Origin of the sequence: Mesorhizobium sp. M8A.F.Ca.ET.181.01.1.1 (genome assembly GCF_004792025.1) — a bacterium.
In the GTDB taxonomy this organism is placed as follows: domain Bacteria; phylum Pseudomonadota; class Alphaproteobacteria; order Rhizobiales; family Rhizobiaceae; genus Mesorhizobium.
The window spans coordinates 187,777-208,267 of the sequence record NZ_SRTV01000009.1; the positions used below are offsets into that span (position 1 = coordinate 187,777).

Genomic DNA, 20,491 nt, shown 5'->3' on the forward strand with positions numbered 1-20,491 from the left:
ATTGTTTCGTGGCGGCAAGACAGCGGCGATGCATCGCGCTGTCATCCGGAAGGCCGGACCGCTCTGGCGAATGGTATGTGCGTGTTTGCCCTTGGGCTGGGAGGCGGCGGTTTATCGCATGGTGGGGAAAAGGGGAACCCCTCTTTTCCCCGAGCGTCAATCTTTGCGGAACACCAGCCGGCCGAGCCAGCCGGTCACCATGGCCAGCGATATGGCGAACACGCCATAGAGGAACGAATAGTCGTGGGCGACGCGGAAGATCGATTGTTCGAAGCCCGACTTGCGGATTTCGAGTTGCGCCGAACTCTCCTTGATGAACAGGCCGCTCTTGAACAGGAAGGCGCGCGCCTTGTGCGTGCCGACCGGCACATTCGGCGCCAGCCTGACCGTGGCGCGAAACAGGTTCTGCGACAGGAATTGCACGCCACCGACATTCTCGCTGTAGAGGCCCGCGGCGGCCTTGCGCTCGCGCAGTGCCGCCGTGAATTCCTCGATCGTCGCCGGGCTGTCACCGGCATCGGCGGGCTGCATATAGAGGTTGGACGCGCCGAGCGACAATTGCTTGTAGCTGTTGGGTTCGGTGATGTCCTGCAGCGGCCGCGTCGTCGCCACCGAATAGGACACCGGCACATTCTCGAAGGTCTCTGAATCCAGATTGATCCAGACGCCCAGCACCCGGTCCTTGCGGCGCACCACCACCGGTTTGGGCGGCCCTTCGAGCACGACGATGACGTCGTAGCGGCCCTGGCGTGCCACCAGTGGGTCGGGATTTTCCAGCGAACCGAAAATGGTCAGGTCGGCGCCGGAAAAACCGGCGGTGATCGACACCGCGTCGGTGGAGAGGCCGATCTGGATGCCTTCCGTCAATGGCGTCTGCGCCTTCGCCGGCGGGGCGGCGGTCAGGGACAGGAGAGCGACGGTTGCGAGCGCCTTCATGCCTTTCATCAGTTGAGGCCCAAGCCGGACAACGAATAAAGGTTGGGCGGCGTGACGAACAGATCGATGGCGAGCCGGATCGCCACCGCCAGCACCAGCAGCGCCAGCAGGGCTCTCAATTGCTCGCCGCGCAGCCGCTGGCCGGCCTTGGCGCCATACTGTGCCCCGGCCACGCCGCCGGCCATCAAAAGGAAGGCCAGCATCACATCGACGGTCTGGTTGGTGGTGGCGTGGACCAGCGTCGTGTAGGCGGACGTGAAGATGATCTGGAACAGCGAGGTGCCGATGACGACATTGGTCGGCACTTTCAAGAGATAGATCAGCGCCGGCACCATGATGAAGCCGCCGCCGACGCCCATGATCGACGACAGGAACCCGATGCCGGCGCCAAGGCCGAGCACCGGAATGACGCTGACGAACAGTTTCGACGCGCGGAAGCGCATCTTCAGCGGCAAGCGATGGATCCAGTTGTGCTGGCCGGATTTCTTCAGCACCGGTGCCGCACCGCTGCGCGTGGCGCGCAACGCGCTGATGCTCTCGACCAGCATCAGCCCGCCGACGGTGCCGAGCAGCACGACGTAGAGCAGCGAGATGAACAGGTCGAGCTGGCCGAGCCTGCGCAGGAAGCCGAACACGTAGATGCCGGCGGTGGAACCGACGATGCCCCCGGCGAGCAGCACGCCGCCGAGCTTGAAGTCGAGCGTGCCTCGCTTCATGTGCGAAAGGACGCCGGAGACGGAAGAAGCGATGACCTGGTTGGCGCCGGTGGCGACCGCGATTGCCGGCGGGATGTTGTAGAAGATCAAGAGCGGCGTGATGAGAAAGCCGCCGCCCACCCCGAACATGCCCGACAGGAAGCCCACCGCGGCGCCCATGGCCAGCAGCACGAAGACGTTGACGGAAATTTCCGCGATCGGGAGATAGATGCCCACCCGTCAGTCTCGATCAGTTTGCCTGTCGGCGAATAAAGCCGTTGCGGGCAGTATCGCATCGAAAAGCCAATTTTGTCTTGCGCCGACGCGGCAGCGGGGTCAAACCCCGCCACCGCGCCGAAACAAAAAACAACTCAATCAGTTAACAGGCAAATGTATGGCAAGGGCGTCGTGGAAACGACGCTTCTGCCGTTATTTGCGCGCCAGCAATGCCTTGACCAGTTTCTCGTCGACCGCGCCGGTCGCCGGCAGCTTGTTGGCGGTCTGGAAAGCGATGATCGCGTTCTTGGTTTTCTCGCCCATCACGCCGTCGGCGCCGCCTGCGTCATAGCCGTTCTTGTTGAGGATGAGCTGGATATTCTTGACCGCCTTCTTCATGTCGATGCCGGCGGTCGTCTGCGGCGTGCCTTCCTGCCAGGATTCGGGAATGTCCACCGAATTGGCCGCCGCGTTGAGCGGCTTGGCCTTCCACAATTCTGTCGCGGCGCGCGCCCGCTCGAGCTGCTCGGGCCGCAGCGCATTGGCGATCTCGTCGCGCTTGGCCGCGGCATCCTTGTCGCCGGTCTTGGCGACAAGCGCGAACCATTTATAGGACTCTTCCAGGTTCTGCTTCATGCCGACGCCCTTGGCGGCCAGGATACCGAGATTGAACTGGCTGTCCTTGACGCCGAGGTCGGCGGCCTCCTGGAACCAGTGCGCGGCCGATTCATTGTCGGTCACGCCGTCGGCGGCCATGGCGAACAGCACCGCCAGATTGTGCATGGCACTGGCGTTGCCCTGCGCGGCGGCGAGCTGGTACCAGGTCTTCGACTTCTTGATGTCGCGCGCGACGCCGATGCCCTTCTCGTAGAAATTGCCGATACGGTATTCGGCCGGCGCGAAGCCGAGTTCCGCCGATTTCTCGTACCATTTGGCGGCCGCCGGCATGTCTTCCTTGACGCCGCGCGACTCGGCGTAGCGCGAGCCGACCTCGAACAGTGCCTTGGCGTCGCCAGCGGCGGCGGCGTCACGCAAAGCAACGGGGCCGGCTTCGGCCGGGATGTCGAACTTGGTCGCGGCTGTCGCCGCCGGCTTGTCCATCGGCGCAACGGTGCCGGTCGTGTCGTTGGCCGTTGCCTCGGCGGCGGCCGTTGGCGCGGCTGATGCAGGTTGGGCATCGGCATCCGACGCCTGCGTACCGCTGGTGACGGCGGCTGGTGCCGGATCCGTTAAGGTAGGAGCAGCGGTCATCGGAGCAACAGGCGCCGGCGAGGCCGAAGCCATCGCGTCGGGAGCCATGGCCGGCGCGACGGGTGCTGGAGCGGGCTCGGCGGTAGGCGCGGGCATCGCGTCCGTATCCGACGGCATGGCCATGACGGTCTGCGCCGCCATGTCGTCCTTGCTTGGCGGCGCGGATTGTTCCGCCTGCCTGACGGTAGGGGCCGGCGCGCTGTCCGTCGCCACCGGTTGGACTTCGGTCTTAGGCTGGCTGGCGGTATCGACAGATGCCGTCTTCACCGGCTGCGAGGCGACGATGGGAGCCGCGTCGTTGCTTGCCACCTGGGCGGGATCCGAAAGAAACGCCTTGCCGAGCTGCAGGCCGGCAAGCGCCAGCATGATCGCTGCCGCCGCCATCAGGATCGGCTTGCGCCGCGCCTTGAGCAGGTCACCTATCCTGAGCGCCTTGACCGGGCCTTTCATCGTCGACTGGCGCTTCAGGGCGTCGGCCTCGGCCGCGGCCGCCTGCGCCGCGCGCCGGGCAGCGGCGATGAAATCCGATTTCGCGGCGTCGCTGTCGCCGGGCTTTGCCGGTTGTCCCCGCTCGTCGCGCACGCGCTTCATGATGGCATTGAGGTCGGGCGCGCCGGAGCCGGGCTCCAGCGGGCGGTTGGCGACTTTCGGGTCGAGCGGCTCGTCGAGATCGACACTCGGGATATCGGCGTCCGGCGCCGGGCCGGCCAGCGGCGGAACATCCGCCGCCTTCTTGCTCTTGAAGGCGCGCGCCAGCCCGCCGAACATCGACTTGCGGCCAGCAGGCTGGTCTTTTCTGGTGGTGGCGTCGGAACCGAGTGCGGCCATCGCGGCGGCGGCGGCGGCTTCCGCCGGCGAGCGCGCCCCCGGCCGGGCCGAAAAGCCCGATTCGACGTGCAGTGCCGGCTCGACTGACGAAGCAGGCTCGGCGCGCAATATGGCCGCGGCACGCGCGTCCAGATCGGCCATGTCGCCGGTCAGCGGCAGCGGCTCGTCCATGGTCATCGACGGCGCGTTCACCGCCATCTTGGACCGCCGTGCGCCACGCCAGCCGCCCGGTTCGGTCGGAGCCGCATCCAGCAGTTCGCTTACCGCTTCGGACGGGTCGCTGGTTTCCAGCGAACCCAGCCTGTCGACGATCTTGAGCAGTGTATCGTGAATGGCCTCGAAGGTGCGCGAATTGCGTTCGTCGGAACGCCGCGTCAATGTCTCCAGTGTCTTCAGATCCTGGGCGAGGCCGGAAACCGCGGCCGTATTGGTGCTCGTTCCGGCCAGCGAGCGCACGGCGTTCTCGGCTGCCTCGCGTGCGGCGCCGAGGATGGAATCGCGGGTCCCGGCCAGCGCTTTCTCGATTTCGTTGAGGCGCGGGCTGATGTCCTCGAAGTCCGGCAGCGGCGTGCTGGGCCTGGAAAGATGCGCCGACAGGCCGGCGACCTGAGCCTCCAGGCTGCGGATCAGCGCCGGATCAATGCCGGCCACCTGGGCCGCCGAGGCGTCCAGCCGGCTTGAGATATCCTCGAGCCGGCTTTCCAGCCCGCGGATCGCCGCCTCGCCGGCGGGATCGGGAGCGCGCGTTTCCATGCGCTTGGCCAGCGCGGTGAAGCGGGCATCGATGGCGTCCATGATGCCGGCGCTGTCGACCTGCGGCATGCTGCGCTGGTCCAGCCGGTCGGCAACCTCGTCCAGCCGGCGCTCGAGATCGCGAAACAGCATGTTGCCCTGTTCGATGGCGTCGCCCTGGCGACGCTCCATCATGCCCGACAGCACGTCGAAGCGCTGCTCCAGCCCGTGGAAGATGTAGTCGGCGTCGGGCATGGCCGGCGCCTGATCGATCTTGTCTGCGATCAGCGCGATCTGCTTGGCGAGCCGTTCCATCGCCTGCTCGGGCAGGTTGGCGCGGCCGGCGAGGTCATCGACCCGGCTCGACAGTGTGTTCAGCCGGTCGATCACGACATTGCCGGGACGGTCCTGCGCCACTTCCTCGATCTGCTGCGCGAGCGAGTCGATCCGCTTCTCGATGCGCTCGAAGGCTTCGTGGTCGATTGAATTCGCCTGTGCGGCGACTGTCGAGGCCACGATGGCGCGGGAAATCTCGTCCAGCCGCTCGTCGATCATGGCCAGCGTGCCGCCGCCGCGATGGTCCTGCTGGCTGGCGAAATGGTCGACAGCGCCGGCCAGCGTGCGGACCTTTTCCTCCAGCGAGCGCAGCGACAGCGATTCCGGCAGGTTGTTGACGGCGTTGCTGATCTGCTCCAGCCGGTCGGTCAAGGCCGCGAGGGCGGGATCGTCGGAGCGCTTGCGCTGGTCGGCGTCGACGCGGTCCTCGAAAGCCGTCCAGCGGCGGTCGAAATCGTCCCAGCGGCGGTCGACCTTCTGCACGCTCTCCTCGCGCGCCAGCGTGTCGAGCGCGGCCTTGACCTGCTCGAGCTCCAGCCGCAGCAGGTTGACGCTCCTGTCGTCACTCTTCTCCGACAGCGATTTGATGGCGCCGGAGAGCCGCTCGAATTCCACGCCGAGTTCGGCGCTGCCCTTGCCTGTCGCGCCGGGCTTGGCGTTCGCCTGGAAGGCGCGGTCGATGTCCTTGCGCAGCGCGTCGAATTCGCGCTGCAGCCCTGAAGTCACCTGGTGGCGCAGTTCCTCGCGCATGCCGCGCAGCTCGCCGGCGATCTTGCCGACCATGGCGACGCTGTCTTCCTGGCCGCGCACGCGGTCGATGTCGCGCGCGATCGCTTGATAATTCTGGTCGAAGGCGGGCGAGGGCGCCGGATTCTGCGCGCGCGGTGCCGGCTGCGGATCCTCATACCAGCGCTGCTGGGCCGTCGGCTGAGCGGCGGGATAACGCGGATCGGTGGCGGGGTAGCGCGGATCGGCGCCATATTGGCGAGGAACGGGCCGTGCCGTCGCGTCCTCACGCGTCTGCCCCAGGCGCTGCTCCAGGGTCTCCAGCGAGCGGTTCAGCTGCTCGAGCGTTGTCTGCGGCTTGCGCTGCCTGCCGGCATTGAGTGTATCGAGGTAGGACCGCTTGCTGTTCATCGGTGCGTCCGTCTTTCAGATTGGCCGGCTTGCGACCAGCTCCCCAAGTCCCTGCCGGAACGAGGCGACCGCGCTTCCATGCCACGGTGGAAGACAAGCTTCCCGGGTTTCACCCGCGCTCCGAAAAACCGTGAAAATTCGATACAGGATAACCACGGGTAGCCGACACGCGCACATTTCGCCCAACGTGGTAAACAACGCGTTAACCAAGCTTAAGAAGTTGCAAGGAAGTTGGCTGTCGCGACTTCCGGTGCGGCATAAAGCACCGTTCTCAGAACGCCCTTGCGTCATGAGGCGGCTATCGGTATAGAATTGACGTAAACGTAAATGGCGCACAACTGTGCTGTTTTGCGATTTGTTTGTTGAAACCACGGCCGGAAGCACGCCCCCGCTTCCAGTCAGGCGACGCATGGTCCAGGACCGCGACGCCACCAGACGGGGAAGCCAGTAACCATGAAGCTTATCTCGGCCGGCGAGACCGCGGCCAATACCAATAATGCATCCGTCGAAGCCGGCGAGGATCTCTCCCGCATCGGCGAAATGGCCAAAAAGTACGGCGTGACGCTGCGCACGCTGCGTTTCTACGAGGACAAGGGCCTGCTCAACCCGCAACGCGACGGTTCGACCCGTCTCTATACGCGCCGCGACAAGGCCAGGCTGAAGCTGATCCTGCTCGGCCGCAAGGTCGGGTTCTCGCTGCGCGACGTCAAGCAGATGATGGACCTCTACGATCCGACCGGTTCCAACACCAAGCAGTTGCGCCTGGCGCTGGACAAGTCGGAGAAGCAGCTCGCTCGCCTGCAGAAGCAGCGGGCGCTGATCGACGACGCCATCAATGAGCTCAGCGGCTCGATGTCGGCGGTGCGTCAGATGTTGGCCGAGCGTTCGGCGCCGCAGGCGAGCGTCGCCAGCTAAGCCAGTCTGCTCACGCCGACACTGTCGGCCCTTCACCATCAAAGCCGCGTGGCCATGCCGCGCGGCTTTTCGCTATCTTTGGCCCGCTGTTTCATCCTGGCTTGCGCGATGCCGCAACGCTAGGCTCCGCGCGCCTGGCGGCGGAAATCTTGTCGCATCGAAAATATTGACGTTTACGCAAACGTCAATATTTGCTATTGCGGCTTCGACATTGGCCCGCTTGCCGCGCACGGCTTGATTTCGAGGCCTAATCCGCATGGTGGAGGAAAAGCATGCCGATCTACAGGGCCCCGGTCCAGGACACGCTGTTCGTGCTCAACGAAGTGCTGGGCTATCAGCGCTATTCGAACCTTCCCGGATTCGCCGACGCAACGCCCGACGTGCTGGAGGCAATTCTCGCCGAAGGGGCCAAGCTCGCCGAGAACGTCATGCATCCGCTCAATCGTGTCGGCGACATGGAAGGCTGCGTGCGCCATGACGACGGCTCGGTGACCACGCCCAAGGGCTTCAAGGAAGCGTTCGACCAGTATCGCGAAGGCGGCTGGATGGGTCTGGCGGCCCCCGTCGAGTTCGGCGGCCAGGGCCTGCCCTATGCCGTACACACGGCGGTGGCCGAATACATGGTGTCGGCCAACATGTCGCTGATGATGTATCCCGGCCTGACCCAGGGCGCGATCGCCGCCATCATCACCCACGGCACCGACGAGCAGAAGGCGACCTGGCTGCCCAGGATGGTCGAGGGCACCTGGACCGGCACCATGAACCTGACCGAGCCGCATTGCGGCACCGATCTCGGCCTGCTGCGCACCAAGGCGGTGCCGAACGGCGATGGCACCTACAAGATTTCAGGCCAGAAGATCTTCATCTCGGCCGGTGAGCACGACATGTCGGACAACATCGTCCATCTGGTGCTGGCCCGCATCGAAGGCGCACCCGAAGGCGTCAAGGGCATCTCGCTGTTCATCGTGCCGAAGCTCAAGCTCGACGCCTCGGGCAATCCGGGGACAAGAAACACCGTTTCCTGCGGTTCCATCGAGGAGAAGATGGGCATCCATGGCAACTCGACCTGCGTCATGAATTATGACGAGGCCGAAGGCACGCTGCTGGGCGAGGCCAATGGCGGCTTGAAGGCGATGTTCACGATGATGAACGAGGCCCGTCTCGGCGTCGGCCTGCAGGGCCTTTCACTGTCGGAGATCGCCTACCAGAACGCCGTCGCCTACGCCAAGGACCGTTTGCAGGGCCGCTCGCTGTCAGGCCCGAAGGCGCCGGACAAGAAGGCCGACCCGATCATCGTTCATCCCGACATCCGCCGCTCGCTGATGACCATGAAGGCTTTCAACGAGGCCGGCCGCGCGCTGGCGCTGTGGACTGCCATCAAGTCCGACATCGCGCACCGCTCCGCCGACGACAAGGACCGCCAGGCGGCCGACGATTACACCGGCTTGATGACGCCGGTGGTCAAGGGCGTGCTGACCGACAAGGGCTTCGACCACGCTGTCATGGCGCAGCAGGTGTTCGGCGGCCACGGCTATATCGAAGAGCACGGCATGAGCCAGTTCGTGCGCGATGCCCGCATCGCCATGATCTATGAAGGCGCCAACGGCATCCAGGCGCTCGACCTCGTCGGCCGCAAGCTCGGCTTGAATGGCGGCCGCGCCATCCAGGCCTTCTTCAAGGAGGTCGGCGAATTCTGTGAGGAAAACCGCGTTGATGAGAAGATGGCGCCCTTCACCAAGGGTCTGAAGAAGGGACTCAACGATTTGCAGGCGGCGACGATGTGGCTGCTGCAGAACGGCATGGCCAAGCCCGACAATGCCGGTGCGGCCTCGACCGACTACATGCATCTCTTCGGCCTCGTGGCGCTGGGTTACATGTGGGCGCAGATGGCCAAGGCGGCGCAGGGCAAGACCGGCGCCAACGGCTTCCAGCAATTCTACGACAACAAGGTCGTGACGGCGCGCTTTTTCATGGAACGGATCATGCCGGAAACCTCGGCGCACCTCGCCCGTATTTCGAGCGGCGCCGATACGCTGATGGCCCTGCCGGCGGAAGCGTTCTAAACTCGGTCCCGCTAGCCTTCTATCTGTCGATACGCGGAGGAAATCGTGGCGACAAATCCCGCCGAAGTGCTCTCCTTGCCGAAACCAGCCTGGGCGGCCGACGAGGTCGGCATGCTCTACGACATGGCTACACGCTTCATGTCGGAGGAGATCGCACCGCGCTACGACGAGTTCGAGAAGAACGAGATGGTCGACCGCGAAAGCTGGCTGAAGGCCGGTTCCGCCGGCCTGCTCTGCGCCTCGATGCCGGAGGAATATGGTGGCTCGGGCGGCACCTTCGCGCATGAGAGCGCCATCATCGAGGCGATCGGCCATGTCGGCGTCGACGGTTTCGGCATCGGCCTGCACAATTCGATCGTGGCACCCTACATCCTTCACTACGGTTCGGAGGAGCAGAAGAAGAAATGGCTGCCCAAGCTCGCCACCGGCGAACTGATCGGCGCCATTGCCATGACAGAGCCCGGCGCCGGCTCTGACCTGCAAGGTGTCAAGACCCGTGCCGAGAAGGACGGCAACCAGTACAAGATCAACGGTTCCAAGACCTTCATCACCAACGGCCAGCTGGCGAACTTCATCATCGTCGTCACCAAGACCGATCCGGAGAAGGGCGCCAAGGGTACCTCGCTGATGATCGTCGAGACCGATGAGGTCGAAGGTTTTCAGCGCGGCCGCAACCTCGACAAGATCGGGCTGAAGGCCAACGACACCTCGGAACTGTTCTTCAACGATGTGCGTGTGCCGACCGCCAACCTGCTCGGCCATGAGGAGGGACAGGGCTTCGTCCAGCTCATGCAGCAATTGCCGCAGGAGCGGCTGCAGATCGGCACCGGGGCGATCGCCATGATCGAGCGGGCGCTGGCGCTGACCATCGACTACGTCAAGGAGCGCAAGGCCTTCGGCAAGGCGATCATCGACTTCCAGAACACCCAGTTCAAATTGGCCGAGCTGAAGACCGAGGCCACCATCGGCCGCGTCTTCTACAATGACTGCGTCACCCGTCACATCAATGGCGGCCTCGATCCGGTCACGGCCTCGATGGCCAAGTACTGGCTCTCCGACCTGCAGGGCAAAGTCGTCGACGAATGCCTTCAATTGCACGGCGGCTATGGCTACATGAATGAATATCCGATCGCCCGCATGTTCCGCGACGCTCGCGTCCAGCGCATCTACGGCGGCACCAACGAGATCATGAAATTGTTGATCGGACGCTCGCTCTGAGCAGCTCTCTTCAGCGAACCCAAGGAGCATGAAAATGGCCGAAGCTTATGTCTATGACGCCGTGCGCACGCCGCGCGGCAAGGGCAAGAAGGACGGATCGCTGCACGAGGTGCCGGCGGTGCGGCTCGCCGCCAGGACGCTCGAGGCACTGCGCGACCGCAATGGGCTGGACACCGGCACGGTCGACGACATCATCTTCGGCTGCGTCGACCCGGTCGGCGAGGCGGGCTCCGTCATTCCGCGCGCCGCCGCCTTCGAGGCCGGCTACGACACCAAGGCACCCGGCATGCAGATCTCGCGCTTCTGCGCCTCCGGCTTGGACGCCATCAATTTCGGCGCCGCCAAGATCGCGCAAGGCGCCGATGAAATCGTCATCGCCGGCGGCGTCGAATCGATGTCGCGCGTCGGCATGGGCATGTCCGGCGGCGCCTGGTTCATGGATCCTTCGGTCGGCCTGCCCGGCTGGTTCGTGCCGCAAGGCATTTCAGCCGACCTGATCGCCACCAAATACGGCTTCTCGCGCGACGACGTCGACGCCTACGCGGTCGAGAGCCAGAAGCGAGCCGCGAAATCCTGGGCCGATGGCCGCTTCAAGAACTCGGTCATCCCGATCAAGGACCAGAACGGTCTCACCATTCTCGACCATGACGAGCACATGCGGCCGTCGACCGACATGCAGTCGCTCGCCTCGCTCAACCCTTCCTTCGTCATGCCTGGCGAAATGGGCGGCTTCGATGCCGTGGCGGTGCAGAAGCACCCCGAGGTCGAGGAGGTCAACCATGTCCACCACGCCGGCAACTCGTCCGGCATCGTCGATGGCGCCGCCGCCGTGCTGCTCGGCTCGAAGAAGGCCGGCAAGGCCATGGGCCTGAAGCCGCGCGCGCGCATCCGCACCTTCGCCAACATCGGCTCCGAGCCGGTGCTGATGCTGACCGGCCCTGTCGACGTCACCGAGAAGCTGTTGAAGCGCGCCAAGATGAAGCTGTCGGATATCGACCTGTTCGAGCTCAACGAGGCCTTCGCTTCGGTGGTGCTGCGCTACATGCAGGCCTTCGAGATCCCGCACGACAAGATCAACGTCAATGGCGGCGCCATCGCCATGGGCCATCCGCTCGGCGCCACCGGCGCGATGATCTTCGGCACCGTGCTGGACGAACTCGAGCGCCGCGACTTGAACACCGCGCTGGTAACGCTCTGCATCGGTGCCGGCATGGGCACCGCAACCATCATCGAACGCGTCTGACGGGGAGAGAACGATGAGCTACACCAATTTCACCCTCGACACCGACGCCGACGGCATCGCGCTGGTCACCTGGAACAGCCCGGACCGCTCGATGAACGTCTTCACCGAAGAGGTGATGCGCGAGTTGAACGCCATCGTCGACAAGGTGGCCGGCGATGCCGCCATCAAGGGCGCCGTGATCACCTCCGGCAAGGACAGCTTCTCCGGTGGCGCCGACATCACCCTGCTGCAGAAGATGCTGACCAGCTTCGCCACTGACAAGGTCAAGGACGTCGAAAAGGCGACCAAGGCGCTGTTCGATAATGCCGGCATCATGACCGGCCTGTTCCGCAAGCTGGAAACCTGCGGCAAGCCATGGGTCTCGGCGATCAACGGCACCTGCATGGGCGGCGCCTTCGAAATGTCGCTGGCCTGCCATGGCCGCGTCGCCGCCGACTCCGACAAGGTCAGGATGGCGCTCCCCGAGGTGAAGATCGGCATCTTCCCCGGTGCCGGCGGCACCCAGCGCGTGCCGCGGCTGACCGACCAGCAACAGGCGTTGCAGATGCTGACCTCCGGCCAGACGCTGTCGCCGCAGAAGGCGAAGGCGATGGGCCTGATCCATGAGATCGCCGAACCGGCGAAGCTGGTCGAGACCGCGAAGGCGATGATCAGGAACGGCCTCAAGCCGGTGGCGCCGTGGGACGAGAAGGGCTTCAAGCTGCCCGGCGGGCCGGTTTATTCGGCGGCCGGCGCCAATTTGTGGCCGCCGGCCATCGCCATCCTGCGCCGCGAGACCCATGGCAATTACCCGGCCGCCGCGGCGATCCTCAAATGCGTCTATGAGGGCCTCCTGGTGCCCTTCGACACCGCGCTCAGGATCGAGCAGCGCTATTTCACCGAGATCATGCAGACGAAGGAAGCGGCGGCGATGATCCGCTCGCTGTTCGTGTCGCTGCAGGAGTTGAACAAGGGCGCACGCCGTCCGGCCGGCGTGCCGGACACCAAGTTCAGGAAGATCGGCATCCTCGGCGCCGGCTTCATGGGCGCGGGCATTGCCTATGTCACCGCCAAGGCCGGCATTCCGGTGGTTCTGCTCGACCGGGATATGGACTCGGCGCAGAAGGGCAAGGCGCATTCGGACAGCCTGGTCTCGGACCAGGTCAAGAAGGGCCGCGCCAAGCCCGAGGAGAAGGACAAGCTCCTGTCGCTGATCACGCCGACGGCGGACTATGCCGACCTCGCCGGCTGCGATCTCGTCGTCGAAGCGGTGTTCGAGGATTCCGCTGTCAAGAAAGCCGCCACCGAACAGGCGGAGGCCGTGCTCAAGTCGTCGGCGATCTTTGCCTCCAACACCTCGACCATCCCGATCACCGGTCTCGCCAAGAATTCGGCGCGGCCGAAGAATTTCATCGGCATCCACTTCTTCTCGCCGGTCGACAAGATGATGCTGGTCGAGATCATCCTGGGTAAGAAGACCGGCGACAAGGCGCTGGCCACGGCGATCGACTTCGTGCGCGCCATCAAGAAGACGCCGATCGTCGTCAACGACACGCGCGGCTTCTACGTCAACCGCTGCGTGCTGCGTTACATGTCGGAAGCCTACAAGATGCTGATCGAGGGCGTGCCCGCGCCGATGATCGAGAATGCGGCGAAGGCCGCCGGCATGCCGGTCGGTCCCTTGGCGCTGACCGACGAGACGGCCATTGACCTCGCCCAGAAGATCATGAAGCAGACCATCAGGGATATCGGCGACAAGGCCGTCGACCCCAGGCAGATGGCGCTGATCGACACAATGGTCGACGACCACGGCCGTTTCGGCCGCAAGAACGGCAAGGGTTTTTACGACTATCCGGCCAAGCCCGCCAAGAAGAAGCTCTGGCCCGGCCTCAAGGACCTCTATCCGCAGCTGGCACCCGAGAAGGTCGACTATGAGGAGCTGCAGCAACGTCTGCTCGTCACCATCGCGCTCGAAGCGGCGCGGGTGATGGAGGAAGGCATCGTCACCGATCCACGCGAGGCCGATGTCGGTTCGATCCTGGCCTTCGGCTTCGCGCCTTATACCGGTGGTGCGCTGTCCTATATCGACGGGATCGGCGCCAAGCAGTTCGTCAAGATCGCCAAGGGCCTGCAGAAGAAGTATGGCGCCGAGTTCAAGGCGCCCAAGCTGCTCCTCGACATGGCCGAGAAAGGTGAGACCTTCTACGAACGCTTCGATCCCTATGCCAAGGGCGATGTGAAGCAGGCAGCCTGATATCGCGCCATGTATGTCTGGGCGCGCATGGCGCGCATGCTGGCCACGGCGCGTAGCCGTGGCCCCTATGTGATGGCTGGTGAAGGCCGGCTGGCCTTTCGCTGCCTGCCGACCGACATCGACTTCAACGTCCATCTCAACAATGCGCGCTACATGATGCTGGCCGATCTCGGCCGCATCGACCTGTTCGTCCGTGCCGGCTTGATCAGGCTGGCGCGGAAGAATGGCTGGGCGCCGATGATGGGCGGGCTGCAGGTGGTCTATGCCCGCGAGATCAGGCTGTGGCGCCGTTTCGAGGTGGTGTCCTCGATCGAGACCTGGGAAGGCACCCAGGTCATCGGCAAACACCGTTTCGTCCTGGACAATGGCGAGACGGCCGCTTTGATCCTGACGACGGCCGGCGTCTACGACCGCAAGGCGCGCCGCTTCCTCGACATTGACGAGGTTGTCGCCGCACTTGGCCGGGCGGTGAACCCGCGTCCGCCGACAGAGGCGGAACGGATTTTCATGACCTCGCACCAAGGGCTGCGCGGTCTGGCCAAATCGTCCGGCTGATCAACCCGTCGATCGACTTTCCCAAGCCAGGTGCGGATGATACATTAGTTTTCGCTAACATAATGTTGGCGGAGGAGTAGTCATCATGCGTATGATGCTGAGAGTGTCCATCCCGGCCGAGGAGGGCAACAAGGCGATCAAGGAAGGCAGCATGGGCAAGTTCATCGAGCATACCCTGTCCGACCTCAAGCCGGAGGCTGCCTATTTTACCGCTGACGGTGGTTGGCGGACGGCCTACCTTTTCCTCGAGGTAAAGGACAGTTCGGACATGCCCTATGTCGCCGAGCGGTTCTTCTTCGCCTTCAATGCCACCGTCGAGATGATCCCGGTAATGAACGTCGACGAGCTGAAGAAGGGTCTGCCGAGGGCGATGGCGGCATTGGCCTGATAGCTTATCCGCGGCTTCGGCCATGACTGTGCCGTCATTGCGGCACACAGCTTTGTTCGTGATCCGCCGGCCACGCTGGTGGACAACGCAGCCGTTGCGCGTTAGACAGGAAGAGGCATTTTTTCCTGTTTCGAAGGAGAGCACGTCATGCTCTCGCACGACCGCGTCTGGGCTGCCATCGATGCTCTTGCCGAGCGCTATTCGCTTTCGGCGTCGGGTCTGGCAAGGCGCGCGGGACTGGATTCGACCGCCTTCAACAAATCGAAACGCCTGTCCTCGGACGGCCGGCCGCGCTGGCCTTCGACCGAATCGCTGGCCAAGATCATCGAGGCGACCGGCGCTTCGCTGGACGAATTCACGGGACTGATCGAAGGCCGGGGCGCATCGCCCGCCAGCCGGCGCGCCGTGCCGTTGCTCGGCTTTGCCCAGGCAGGCGCCGGCGGCTTCTTCGACGATGCCGGCTTTCCGGCGGGGCAGGGCTGGGAGCTCGTCGAATTGCCGGCGCAATCGACCGAAAGTTCCTATGCGCTGCAGGTGCAGGGCGATTCCATGCTGCCGCTCTACCGCAACGGCGACGTCCTCATCGTCGAGCCGGGCGCCGCCACGCGCAAGGGCGATCGCGTCGTCGTCAAGACGACATCAGGTGAGGTGATGGCCAAGGTGCTCGAGCGACAGACCGTCAAGTCGATCGCGCTGGTCTCGCTCAATCCGGAGCATCCGGATCGCGACATCCCAATGCGCGAGGTCGAATGGGTGGCGCGGATCGTCTGGGCAAGCCAATAGGTGCAACGGGTGCGACTTCCTCATCTTGTCCTGGCGGTTCTGATGGTTCCGGCGATGGCGGCACTGGTCGTTGCCGGCGGACGCACGCTGAAGGGCAGCGAAAGCACTGTTGCGTTGGACCAGATCGATCCCGGCGCCGATACGCTCCCCCAGGCTGACGCCGGGACGGTGCCGGAAGAACCTGCCACCTCCGCCATACCTGCATCGCAGCCGCCAAAGCCGGCGGTGCATTCGCGGGCGATCGATCCGGATGTCATCACGCCGCCAGAAATGCCCGCCGGGGAGCCCGAGCGGGTCGAGCCGCGCGCGCCGCTGAGCAAGCTGGCGCTCGCCGTGCCGCCCAAGCCGAAGATGCCCGACGACTGGCACGGCACAAAGCTGTTCCAGCCGGTCGCCCCGGCCGCCGGCCTGATCGAGGCGAAAGGCTATTCGGTCGCCATTTCCGGCATCGATGTCGTCGGGCAGGACGAGACCTGCACCACCGATGGCAAATCCTGGCCGTGCGGCGTCCGTGCCCGCACGGCATTCCGTTCCTTGCTGCGCGGCCGCGCGGTGGTTTGCCTGGTGCCGCCGGAAGGTGGTCGCGACCTGATTGCCGCGGAGTGCCGGATAGGCAAGCAGGATGTCGGTCAATGGCTGGTCGAAAACGGCTGGGCGCGCGCCGCCAAGGGCGGGCCCTATGTGGAAGCCGGTGACAAGGCACAAAGTGCGAAGAAAGGTATTTTCGGACCGGCGCCGAACCTAGCCGGCATCCCGGCGGCGCCGGCCGCCACCGCCCCGGCGCCTCAGGCGCCGGGTTCGATCCTGGAAGAGGATGGCGGCGTCCTCAAGCAAGCTGACCAGCCAACGCCTTCTGAATGAGCGAGCGGGTCTCGGTGACGCCGTAGAGCGCGGCGAAGGATCCGAAGCGTGGGCCGCGTTCCTGGCCAATCAGCACCTGATAGATCATCTGGAAGAAGGCGCCTGAAACGCCGGGGCCGCCTTCTGGGCTCTGCTTGGAATGATCCTGGTAGCGTTCGATCTTGCGCGCCACGTTGAGCGAGGCGTTCTGGATCGCCTCGCCGCCGGCGTCCGTCGGCAAGTCGGCAAGCGCCTTTTCGAGAGCCACCAGCGCTTCGCGTTCGACCTCGTCGGCCGGGCGAAAGGTCTTCGTCGGCTTCACGAAATCGTCGAAATAGCGGATCGCATAGCCCGTCAGCCGGTCGAGCTCGGGATGGGAGGCGGGGGTCACGCCCTGAACATGGCGCGAGATGAAGCCCCACAGCACATCCTTGTTTTGCGCATTGGAGGCGCTGACCAGGTTGAGCAGCAGCGAGAACGGCACCGGCATGTCGATGGCGGGCGGATTGCCGTCATGCATATGCCAGACCGGGTTGCCCAGCCGCTCCTTCCACTCTTGGCGGGGATAGGCCGCGAGGAAAGTGTAGTATTCGTCGACCGCCCGCGGGATGACGTCGAAATAGAGCTTCTTCGCCTGCCTGGGCCGCTGGTACATATAGAGCCCCAGGCTCTCGGTCGGCGCATAGGTTAGCCATTCGTCGATGGTCAGGCCGTTGCCCTTCGACTTGGAGATCTTCTGGCCGTTCTCGTCGAGGAACAACTCGTAGACGAAATGCTCCGGCGCCCGCCCGCCCAGTATGTTGCAGATGCGGTCATAGACCACCGCATTGGTCTGGTGGTCCTTGCCGAACATCTCGAAATCGACGCCGAGGGCCGCCCAGCGCATGCCGAAATCCGGCTTCCACTGCAGCTTCACTCTGCCGCCGGTGACCGGCAGCGTGGTTTCGGTGCCTTCATCGTCGAAGGTGATGGTGCCGGCCTTGGCGTCGACATGCTTCATGGGAACGTAAAGCACGCGCCCGCTCTTCGGCGAAATCGGCAGGAAGGGGCTGTATGTCGCCTGCCGCTCCGGCCCGAGCGTCGGCAACATCACCGCCATGATCTGGTCGTAGCGTTCGGCGGCGCGCAACAGCATCGCATCGAAGCGGCCTGACTTGTAATATTGCGTCGCGCTGGCGAATTCGTAGTCGAAGCCGAACGTGTCGAGGAAGCGGCAGAGCATCGCATTGTTGTGGTCGGCGAAGCTCGCAAAGTCGCCGCCGAAGGGGTTGGGCACCGATGACAGCGGCTTGTGCAGATACGGCTCGAGCGCCGCTCGATCCGGCACGCTGTCGGGTATCTTGCGCATGCCGTCCATGTCGTCCGAAAAACACAGCAGCTTGGTCGCGACCTTGTCCTGCGTCAGCACGCGGAACGCATGGCGCACCATGGAGGTGCGCGCCACTTCGCCGAACGTGCCGATATGCGGCAGGCCCGACGGTCCATAGCCGGTTTCGAACAGGATCGTTTCGGGAAAGTCGGCGCCCTTGTAGCGTTCGATGATTTTTTTGGCTTCCTCGAACGGCCACGCCTTGCTCTCGGCCGCCGCCGCCAGCAGTTCGGGATTGAGATCGATGATGTTTGATCCCGCCATGGTCCTGTTTTCCAAAATTATTCGCCGCTCGGGCTGCAAGTGTCGATTTTCAACCGGTCTCTAGGCGCGCATGGCCGGAGCGTCAACGCGTGGGGCGCTTTTTCCTTGCGGCCTCAGGCTCCCCTTCCTACCTTCGAAGCCCGTCCAAGGAGTAAAGAATGCCGTCGCCCACCCCGCACGAAGCGCTGATCTACCTGATGGTCATCACATCGGCCTCCGACCGTGACATGACCGATGTCGAACTGGCCAGGATCGGCGAGGTCGTCCGCTCGTGGCCGGTGTTCGAGGATTTCAAGCAGGACCGGCTGGTTGCCGTGGCTCAGGCTTGTCAGAAGCTGTTGCATGAAAAGGATGGCCTGGAGGGTGTCCTCACCCAGGTTGCCGAGGCGCTGCCGGAGCGATTGCGCGACACCGCCTATGCGGCGGCCTTCGAAGTGGCTGCCATCGATCTCGAAATGCGCATGGAGGAAGTGCGGGTGCTGCAGTTGATCCGCCGCCAGCTCGATCTCGACACGTTGACCGTGGCGGCCATCGGCCGTGCGGCCAAGGCGCGGCTTCGCACGCTCACCTGAAGGCGAGCATTACGCCGGATCAGAAAAAAGCTGACCGGGCCGGATCAGAAAAAGCTGACCGGGCCGGATCAGAAAAAGCTGACCGGGAAATAGCGCAGGTAGAATTCGGCGAAGGTGCCTTTCATCGAAATCTCCTGCAGCGCGTAGTCGAGGGCCGCGGCCAGTGCCGGATTGTCCGCTCGCGTGGCGATCGCCATGCCGGTGCCCAGATATTCGGGCGCCAGATAGGGGCCGCCGGCAAAGCGGCAGCAGCCGGCCGCGTCGGAGCCGCCGAGCCAGAAGGCGAAGCGCATGCCATCACCGAAGGCCGCATCGATCTTGCCGGCCTTCAGATCGCCATAGAGGGCTTCCGGCTTGTCGAAGGGAACCACCTGGACCGTGCTGAAATAGTCGCGCAGCATGCGTTCATGCGCCGAGCCTGATATCACCCCGACGCGCTTGCCGTGCAATTTATCGAAGATCGGTTCCGCCAGCGCCTTGTTCTTCGGCATGATGAAGCGCGCCGGGAACTGCAGGTAGGCGCGCGAGAAGGCGTATGTCTGGCGCGACTGCGGCGTTGCGGCAATGCCGGCGATGATCGCTTCGCCTTCGCCTTTCCCGATCGCGCCTTGAAGCTCCGCCCAGGGCAGCGCCTGGATCTGGCACTTGTCGACGATGCCGAGCTCCGCGCAGATGGCGCGCGCCAGGTCGATATGGAAACCCGACAGCTTTCCCGCGCCGTCGAGGAAATTGAAGGGCGGAAAATCCGTGGTCGTCAGGAACCGCAGCCGCGGCAGTGCCGAAAGGTCCGGCTTGGGCAGCCGCTCCTTGGCGTCCCACAGCACCGGTACCTGGGGCTCCGCGCGTGCTCCGGGAATCCAAGCCAATGCCGCAATGAGCGCCACTGCCAGGACCTGGAACCTCCATTGGAACGCCACAATAGAACTCCCCGCACCGTGCTCGTGCCGGTTTTGGTACGAAAATGGTACAGGCACAATGCTTTTTGATTTCAACGCTTCGATTTCAGGATATGATTCGCTGAGTTTGCAAACAAGCGGTGGCTGCCCTGGTGGGGTACCAGGGTCGAGAACCACAACCGGAAGCGGGCGCTTTGCAATCCGTGGTCAGTGGCAAAGTGCCAGCAAGGCGCGGACCATGGGCTTTAATGCATGAGGCAACATGGGGTTGATGTTGCGATGAGTCAGTTCGATCGGACGCTGGAATACATAGACCAACTGCAGCACGCCGCGACGGCGGCCGCGGTCTGCGAGAAACTGTTGGGCGTAACATCGGAGTTCGGCCTGACCGCGCTGATGGCCGGAACCGTTCCGAAGCCGGGCACGCCGACGGGTCAGCAAAAGCAGCATGTGCTGCTTTGCGATTGGCCGGTCGAATGGCTGGAGCGCTATGTGGCGCGCAACTATGTCGATCACGATCCCGTCGTCAGTCACATGAAGCAGTTGCAGGCGCCGTTCCAGTGGCGTGAAGCCGCCCAGGGCCTTCGCATCGACAAGAACAGTGGCGAAGTGATGGGCGACGCCGGTGCCTTCAAGCTGCGTGACGGGCTCGCCTTCCCTCTGATCACGCTTGACGGTGAGATCGTCATGGTGTCCCTGGGGGGCGAGGCCGTGGAACTGTCGGCGGCCGAGTTCGGCCTTGTCTCGCTGGTCTCGACCTATGCGGTCGGCCGCGCCATGCAACTCCACACCATGGCCGGCAAGATAATCGACCATATCGAATTGACGCCGCGCGAACGCGAGTGCCTGCAATGGGCCGCCGTCGGCAAGTCCGAATGGGAGATTTCGCAAATCCTCGGCATCTCCGAGCACACGTCGGAGAAACATCTTCTTAACGCCAAAAGCAAACTCGGTGCCGTCAACCGGGTGCAGGCAGTCGCCGAGGCGATACGGCGCGGCTACATTAGCTAGGTCGGCCGTG

Annotated in this window: 16 protein-coding genes; 11 read left to right on the plus strand and 5 right to left on the minus strand. The window is 64.1% G+C overall.

Annotated features, from left to right (window positions below):
* Positions 1 to 156: 156 nt before the first annotated feature.
* The 3 genes from EN824_RS27640 to EN824_RS27650 form a co-directional block, all read right to left on the minus strand.
* The gene (locus EN824_RS27640) at positions 157 to 945 is read right to left on the minus strand and encodes a TIGR02186 family protein (protein ID WP_127280140.1); all 789 of its coding nucleotides are present in this window, start codon (positions 943 to 945) and stop codon (positions 157 to 159) included.
* Positions 945 to 1,868, minus strand: coding sequence for a sulfite exporter TauE/SafE family protein (locus EN824_RS27645; RefSeq protein WP_127280139.1), 924 nt, complete (start codon positions 1,866 to 1,868; stop codon positions 945 to 947). The genes EN824_RS27640 and EN824_RS27645 overlap by 1 nt, the downstream gene beginning before the upstream one ends.
* Positions 1,869 to 2,060: 192 nt before the next feature.
* Positions 2,061 to 6,131, minus strand: a complete 4,071-nt coding sequence (locus EN824_RS27650; RefSeq protein WP_135932914.1) for a peptidoglycan-binding protein — start codon at positions 6,129 to 6,131, stop codon at positions 2,061 to 2,063.
* A 453-nt stretch (positions 6,132 to 6,584) separates the two neighbouring features.
* On the opposite strand from EN824_RS27650, the gene EN824_RS27655 reads away from it, so the two are divergent.
* From EN824_RS27655 to EN824_RS27695, 9 genes are all read left to right on the plus strand, one after another.
* Positions 6,585 to 7,046, plus strand: a complete 462-nt coding sequence (locus EN824_RS27655; RefSeq protein WP_127279760.1) for a MerR family DNA-binding transcriptional regulator — start codon at positions 6,585 to 6,587, stop codon at positions 7,044 to 7,046.
* 272 nt (positions 7,047 to 7,318) lie between these two features.
* Entirely contained in the window at positions 7,319 to 9,109 is a 1,791-nt protein-coding gene (locus EN824_RS27660; protein WP_135916874.1) for an acyl-CoA dehydrogenase, read from the plus strand.
* Between the two features lie 45 nt (positions 9,110 to 9,154).
* Positions 9,155 to 10,327 carry an acyl-CoA dehydrogenase family protein gene (locus tag EN824_RS27665; RefSeq protein WP_127279758.1) on the plus strand — a complete coding sequence of 391 codons (1,173 nt, stop codon included), beginning with the start codon at positions 9,155 to 9,157 and terminating at the stop codon, positions 10,325 to 10,327.
* A 34-nt stretch (positions 10,328 to 10,361) separates the two neighbouring features.
* A complete protein-coding gene (locus tag EN824_RS27670) occupies positions 10,362 to 11,570 on the plus strand; it encodes an acetyl-CoA C-acetyltransferase (RefSeq protein WP_127870767.1) in 1,209 nt (402 codons plus the stop codon).
* A 13-nt stretch (positions 11,571 to 11,583) separates the two neighbouring features.
* Positions 11,584 to 13,803, plus strand: a complete 2,220-nt coding sequence (locus EN824_RS27675) for a 3-hydroxyacyl-CoA dehydrogenase NAD-binding domain-containing protein (protein ID WP_135932915.1) — start codon at positions 11,584 to 11,586, stop codon at positions 13,801 to 13,803.
* A gap of 9 nt (positions 13,804 to 13,812) precedes the next feature.
* On the plus strand, positions 13,813 to 14,358 hold the full coding sequence (locus EN824_RS27680; RefSeq protein ID WP_135932916.1) for a thioesterase family protein: 546 nt from the start codon (positions 13,813 to 13,815) through the stop codon (positions 14,356 to 14,358).
* 85 nt (positions 14,359 to 14,443) lie between these two features.
* Entirely contained in the window at positions 14,444 to 14,746 is a 303-nt protein-coding gene (locus EN824_RS27685) for a hypothetical protein (protein ID WP_127280689.1), read from the plus strand.
* 147 nt (positions 14,747 to 14,893) lie between these two features.
* Positions 14,894 to 15,529 carry a helix-turn-helix transcriptional regulator gene (locus EN824_RS27690; protein WP_127280688.1) on the plus strand — a complete coding sequence of 212 codons (636 nt, stop codon included), beginning with the start codon at positions 14,894 to 14,896 and terminating at the stop codon, positions 15,527 to 15,529.
* Between the two features lie 9 nt (positions 15,530 to 15,538).
* Positions 15,539 to 16,390 carry a thermonuclease family protein gene (locus tag EN824_RS27695; RefSeq protein ID WP_348630734.1) on the plus strand — a complete coding sequence of 284 codons (852 nt, stop codon included), beginning with the start codon at positions 15,539 to 15,541 and terminating at the stop codon, positions 16,388 to 16,390.
* Here the strand turns inward: EN824_RS27695 and EN824_RS27700 are convergent.
* Positions 16,356 to 18,002 (minus strand): lysine--tRNA ligase, encoded by a 1,647-nt coding sequence (locus tag EN824_RS27700; protein WP_127870770.1) that lies wholly within the window; start codon positions 18,000 to 18,002, stop codon positions 16,356 to 16,358. The two genes, EN824_RS27695 and EN824_RS27700, sit on opposite strands and share 35 nt — an antisense overlap.
* A gap of 158 nt (positions 18,003 to 18,160) precedes the next feature.
* Here EN824_RS27700 and EN824_RS27705 point away from each other — a divergent pair, with 158 nt between their 5' ends.
* Positions 18,161 to 18,574, plus strand: coding sequence for a tellurite resistance TerB family protein (locus EN824_RS27705; RefSeq protein ID WP_127279875.1), 414 nt, complete (start codon positions 18,161 to 18,163; stop codon positions 18,572 to 18,574).
* 68 nt (positions 18,575 to 18,642) lie between these two features.
* Here EN824_RS27705 and EN824_RS27710 read toward each other — a convergent pair whose 3' ends face one another.
* Positions 18,643 to 19,491: a transporter substrate-binding domain-containing protein gene (locus tag EN824_RS27710; RefSeq protein ID WP_127279874.1), complete on the minus strand. Its 849-nt coding sequence runs from the start codon at positions 19,489 to 19,491 to the stop codon at positions 18,643 to 18,645.
* 258 nt (positions 19,492 to 19,749) lie between these two features.
* Here EN824_RS27710 and EN824_RS27715 point away from each other — a divergent pair, with 258 nt between their 5' ends.
* Complete coding sequence (locus tag EN824_RS27715; protein WP_127279873.1) at positions 19,750 to 20,481, plus strand: LuxR family transcriptional regulator; 732 nt, start codon at positions 19,750 to 19,752, stop codon at positions 20,479 to 20,481.
* Positions 20,482 to 20,491: the final 10 nt, after the last annotated feature.

What these genes read in the sequence shown, in the direction of transcription:
- EN824_RS27640 (WP_127280140.1), bottom strand. Translation starts at nt 945, where the DNA reads ATGAAAGGCATGAAGGCGCTCGCAACCGTCGCTCTCCTGTCCCTGACC.
- EN824_RS27650 (WP_135932914.1), bottom strand. Translation starts at nt 6,131, where the DNA reads ATGAACAGCAAGCGGTCCTACCTCGATACACTCAATGCCGGCAGGCAG.
- EN824_RS27655 (WP_127279760.1), top strand. Translation starts at nt 6,585, where the DNA reads ATGAAGCTTATCTCGGCCGGCGAGACCGCGGCCAATACCAATAATGCA.
- EN824_RS27660 (WP_135916874.1), top strand. Translation starts at nt 7,319, where the DNA reads ATGCCGATCTACAGGGCCCCGGTCCAGGACACGCTGTTCGTGCTCAAC.
- EN824_RS27670 (WP_127870767.1), top strand. Translation starts at nt 10,362, where the DNA reads ATGGCCGAAGCTTATGTCTATGACGCCGTGCGCACGCCGCGCGGCAAG.
- EN824_RS27675 (WP_135932915.1), top strand. Translation starts at nt 11,584, where the DNA reads ATGAGCTACACCAATTTCACCCTCGACACCGACGCCGACGGCATCGCG.
- EN824_RS27680 (WP_135932916.1), top strand. Translation starts at nt 13,813, where the DNA reads ATGTATGTCTGGGCGCGCATGGCGCGCATGCTGGCCACGGCGCGTAGC.
- EN824_RS27685 (WP_127280689.1), top strand. Translation starts at nt 14,444, where the DNA reads ATGCGTATGATGCTGAGAGTGTCCATCCCGGCCGAGGAGGGCAACAAG.
- EN824_RS27690 (WP_127280688.1), top strand. Translation starts at nt 14,894, where the DNA reads ATGCTCTCGCACGACCGCGTCTGGGCTGCCATCGATGCTCTTGCCGAG.
- EN824_RS27700 (WP_127870770.1), bottom strand. Translation starts at nt 18,002, where the DNA reads ATGGCGGGATCAAACATCATCGATCTCAATCCCGAACTGCTGGCGGCG.
- EN824_RS27705 (WP_127279875.1), top strand. Translation starts at nt 18,161, where the DNA reads ATGCCGTCGCCCACCCCGCACGAAGCGCTGATCTACCTGATGGTCATC.
- EN824_RS27715 (WP_127279873.1), top strand. Translation starts at nt 19,750, where the DNA reads ATGAGTCAGTTCGATCGGACGCTGGAATACATAGACCAACTGCAGCAC.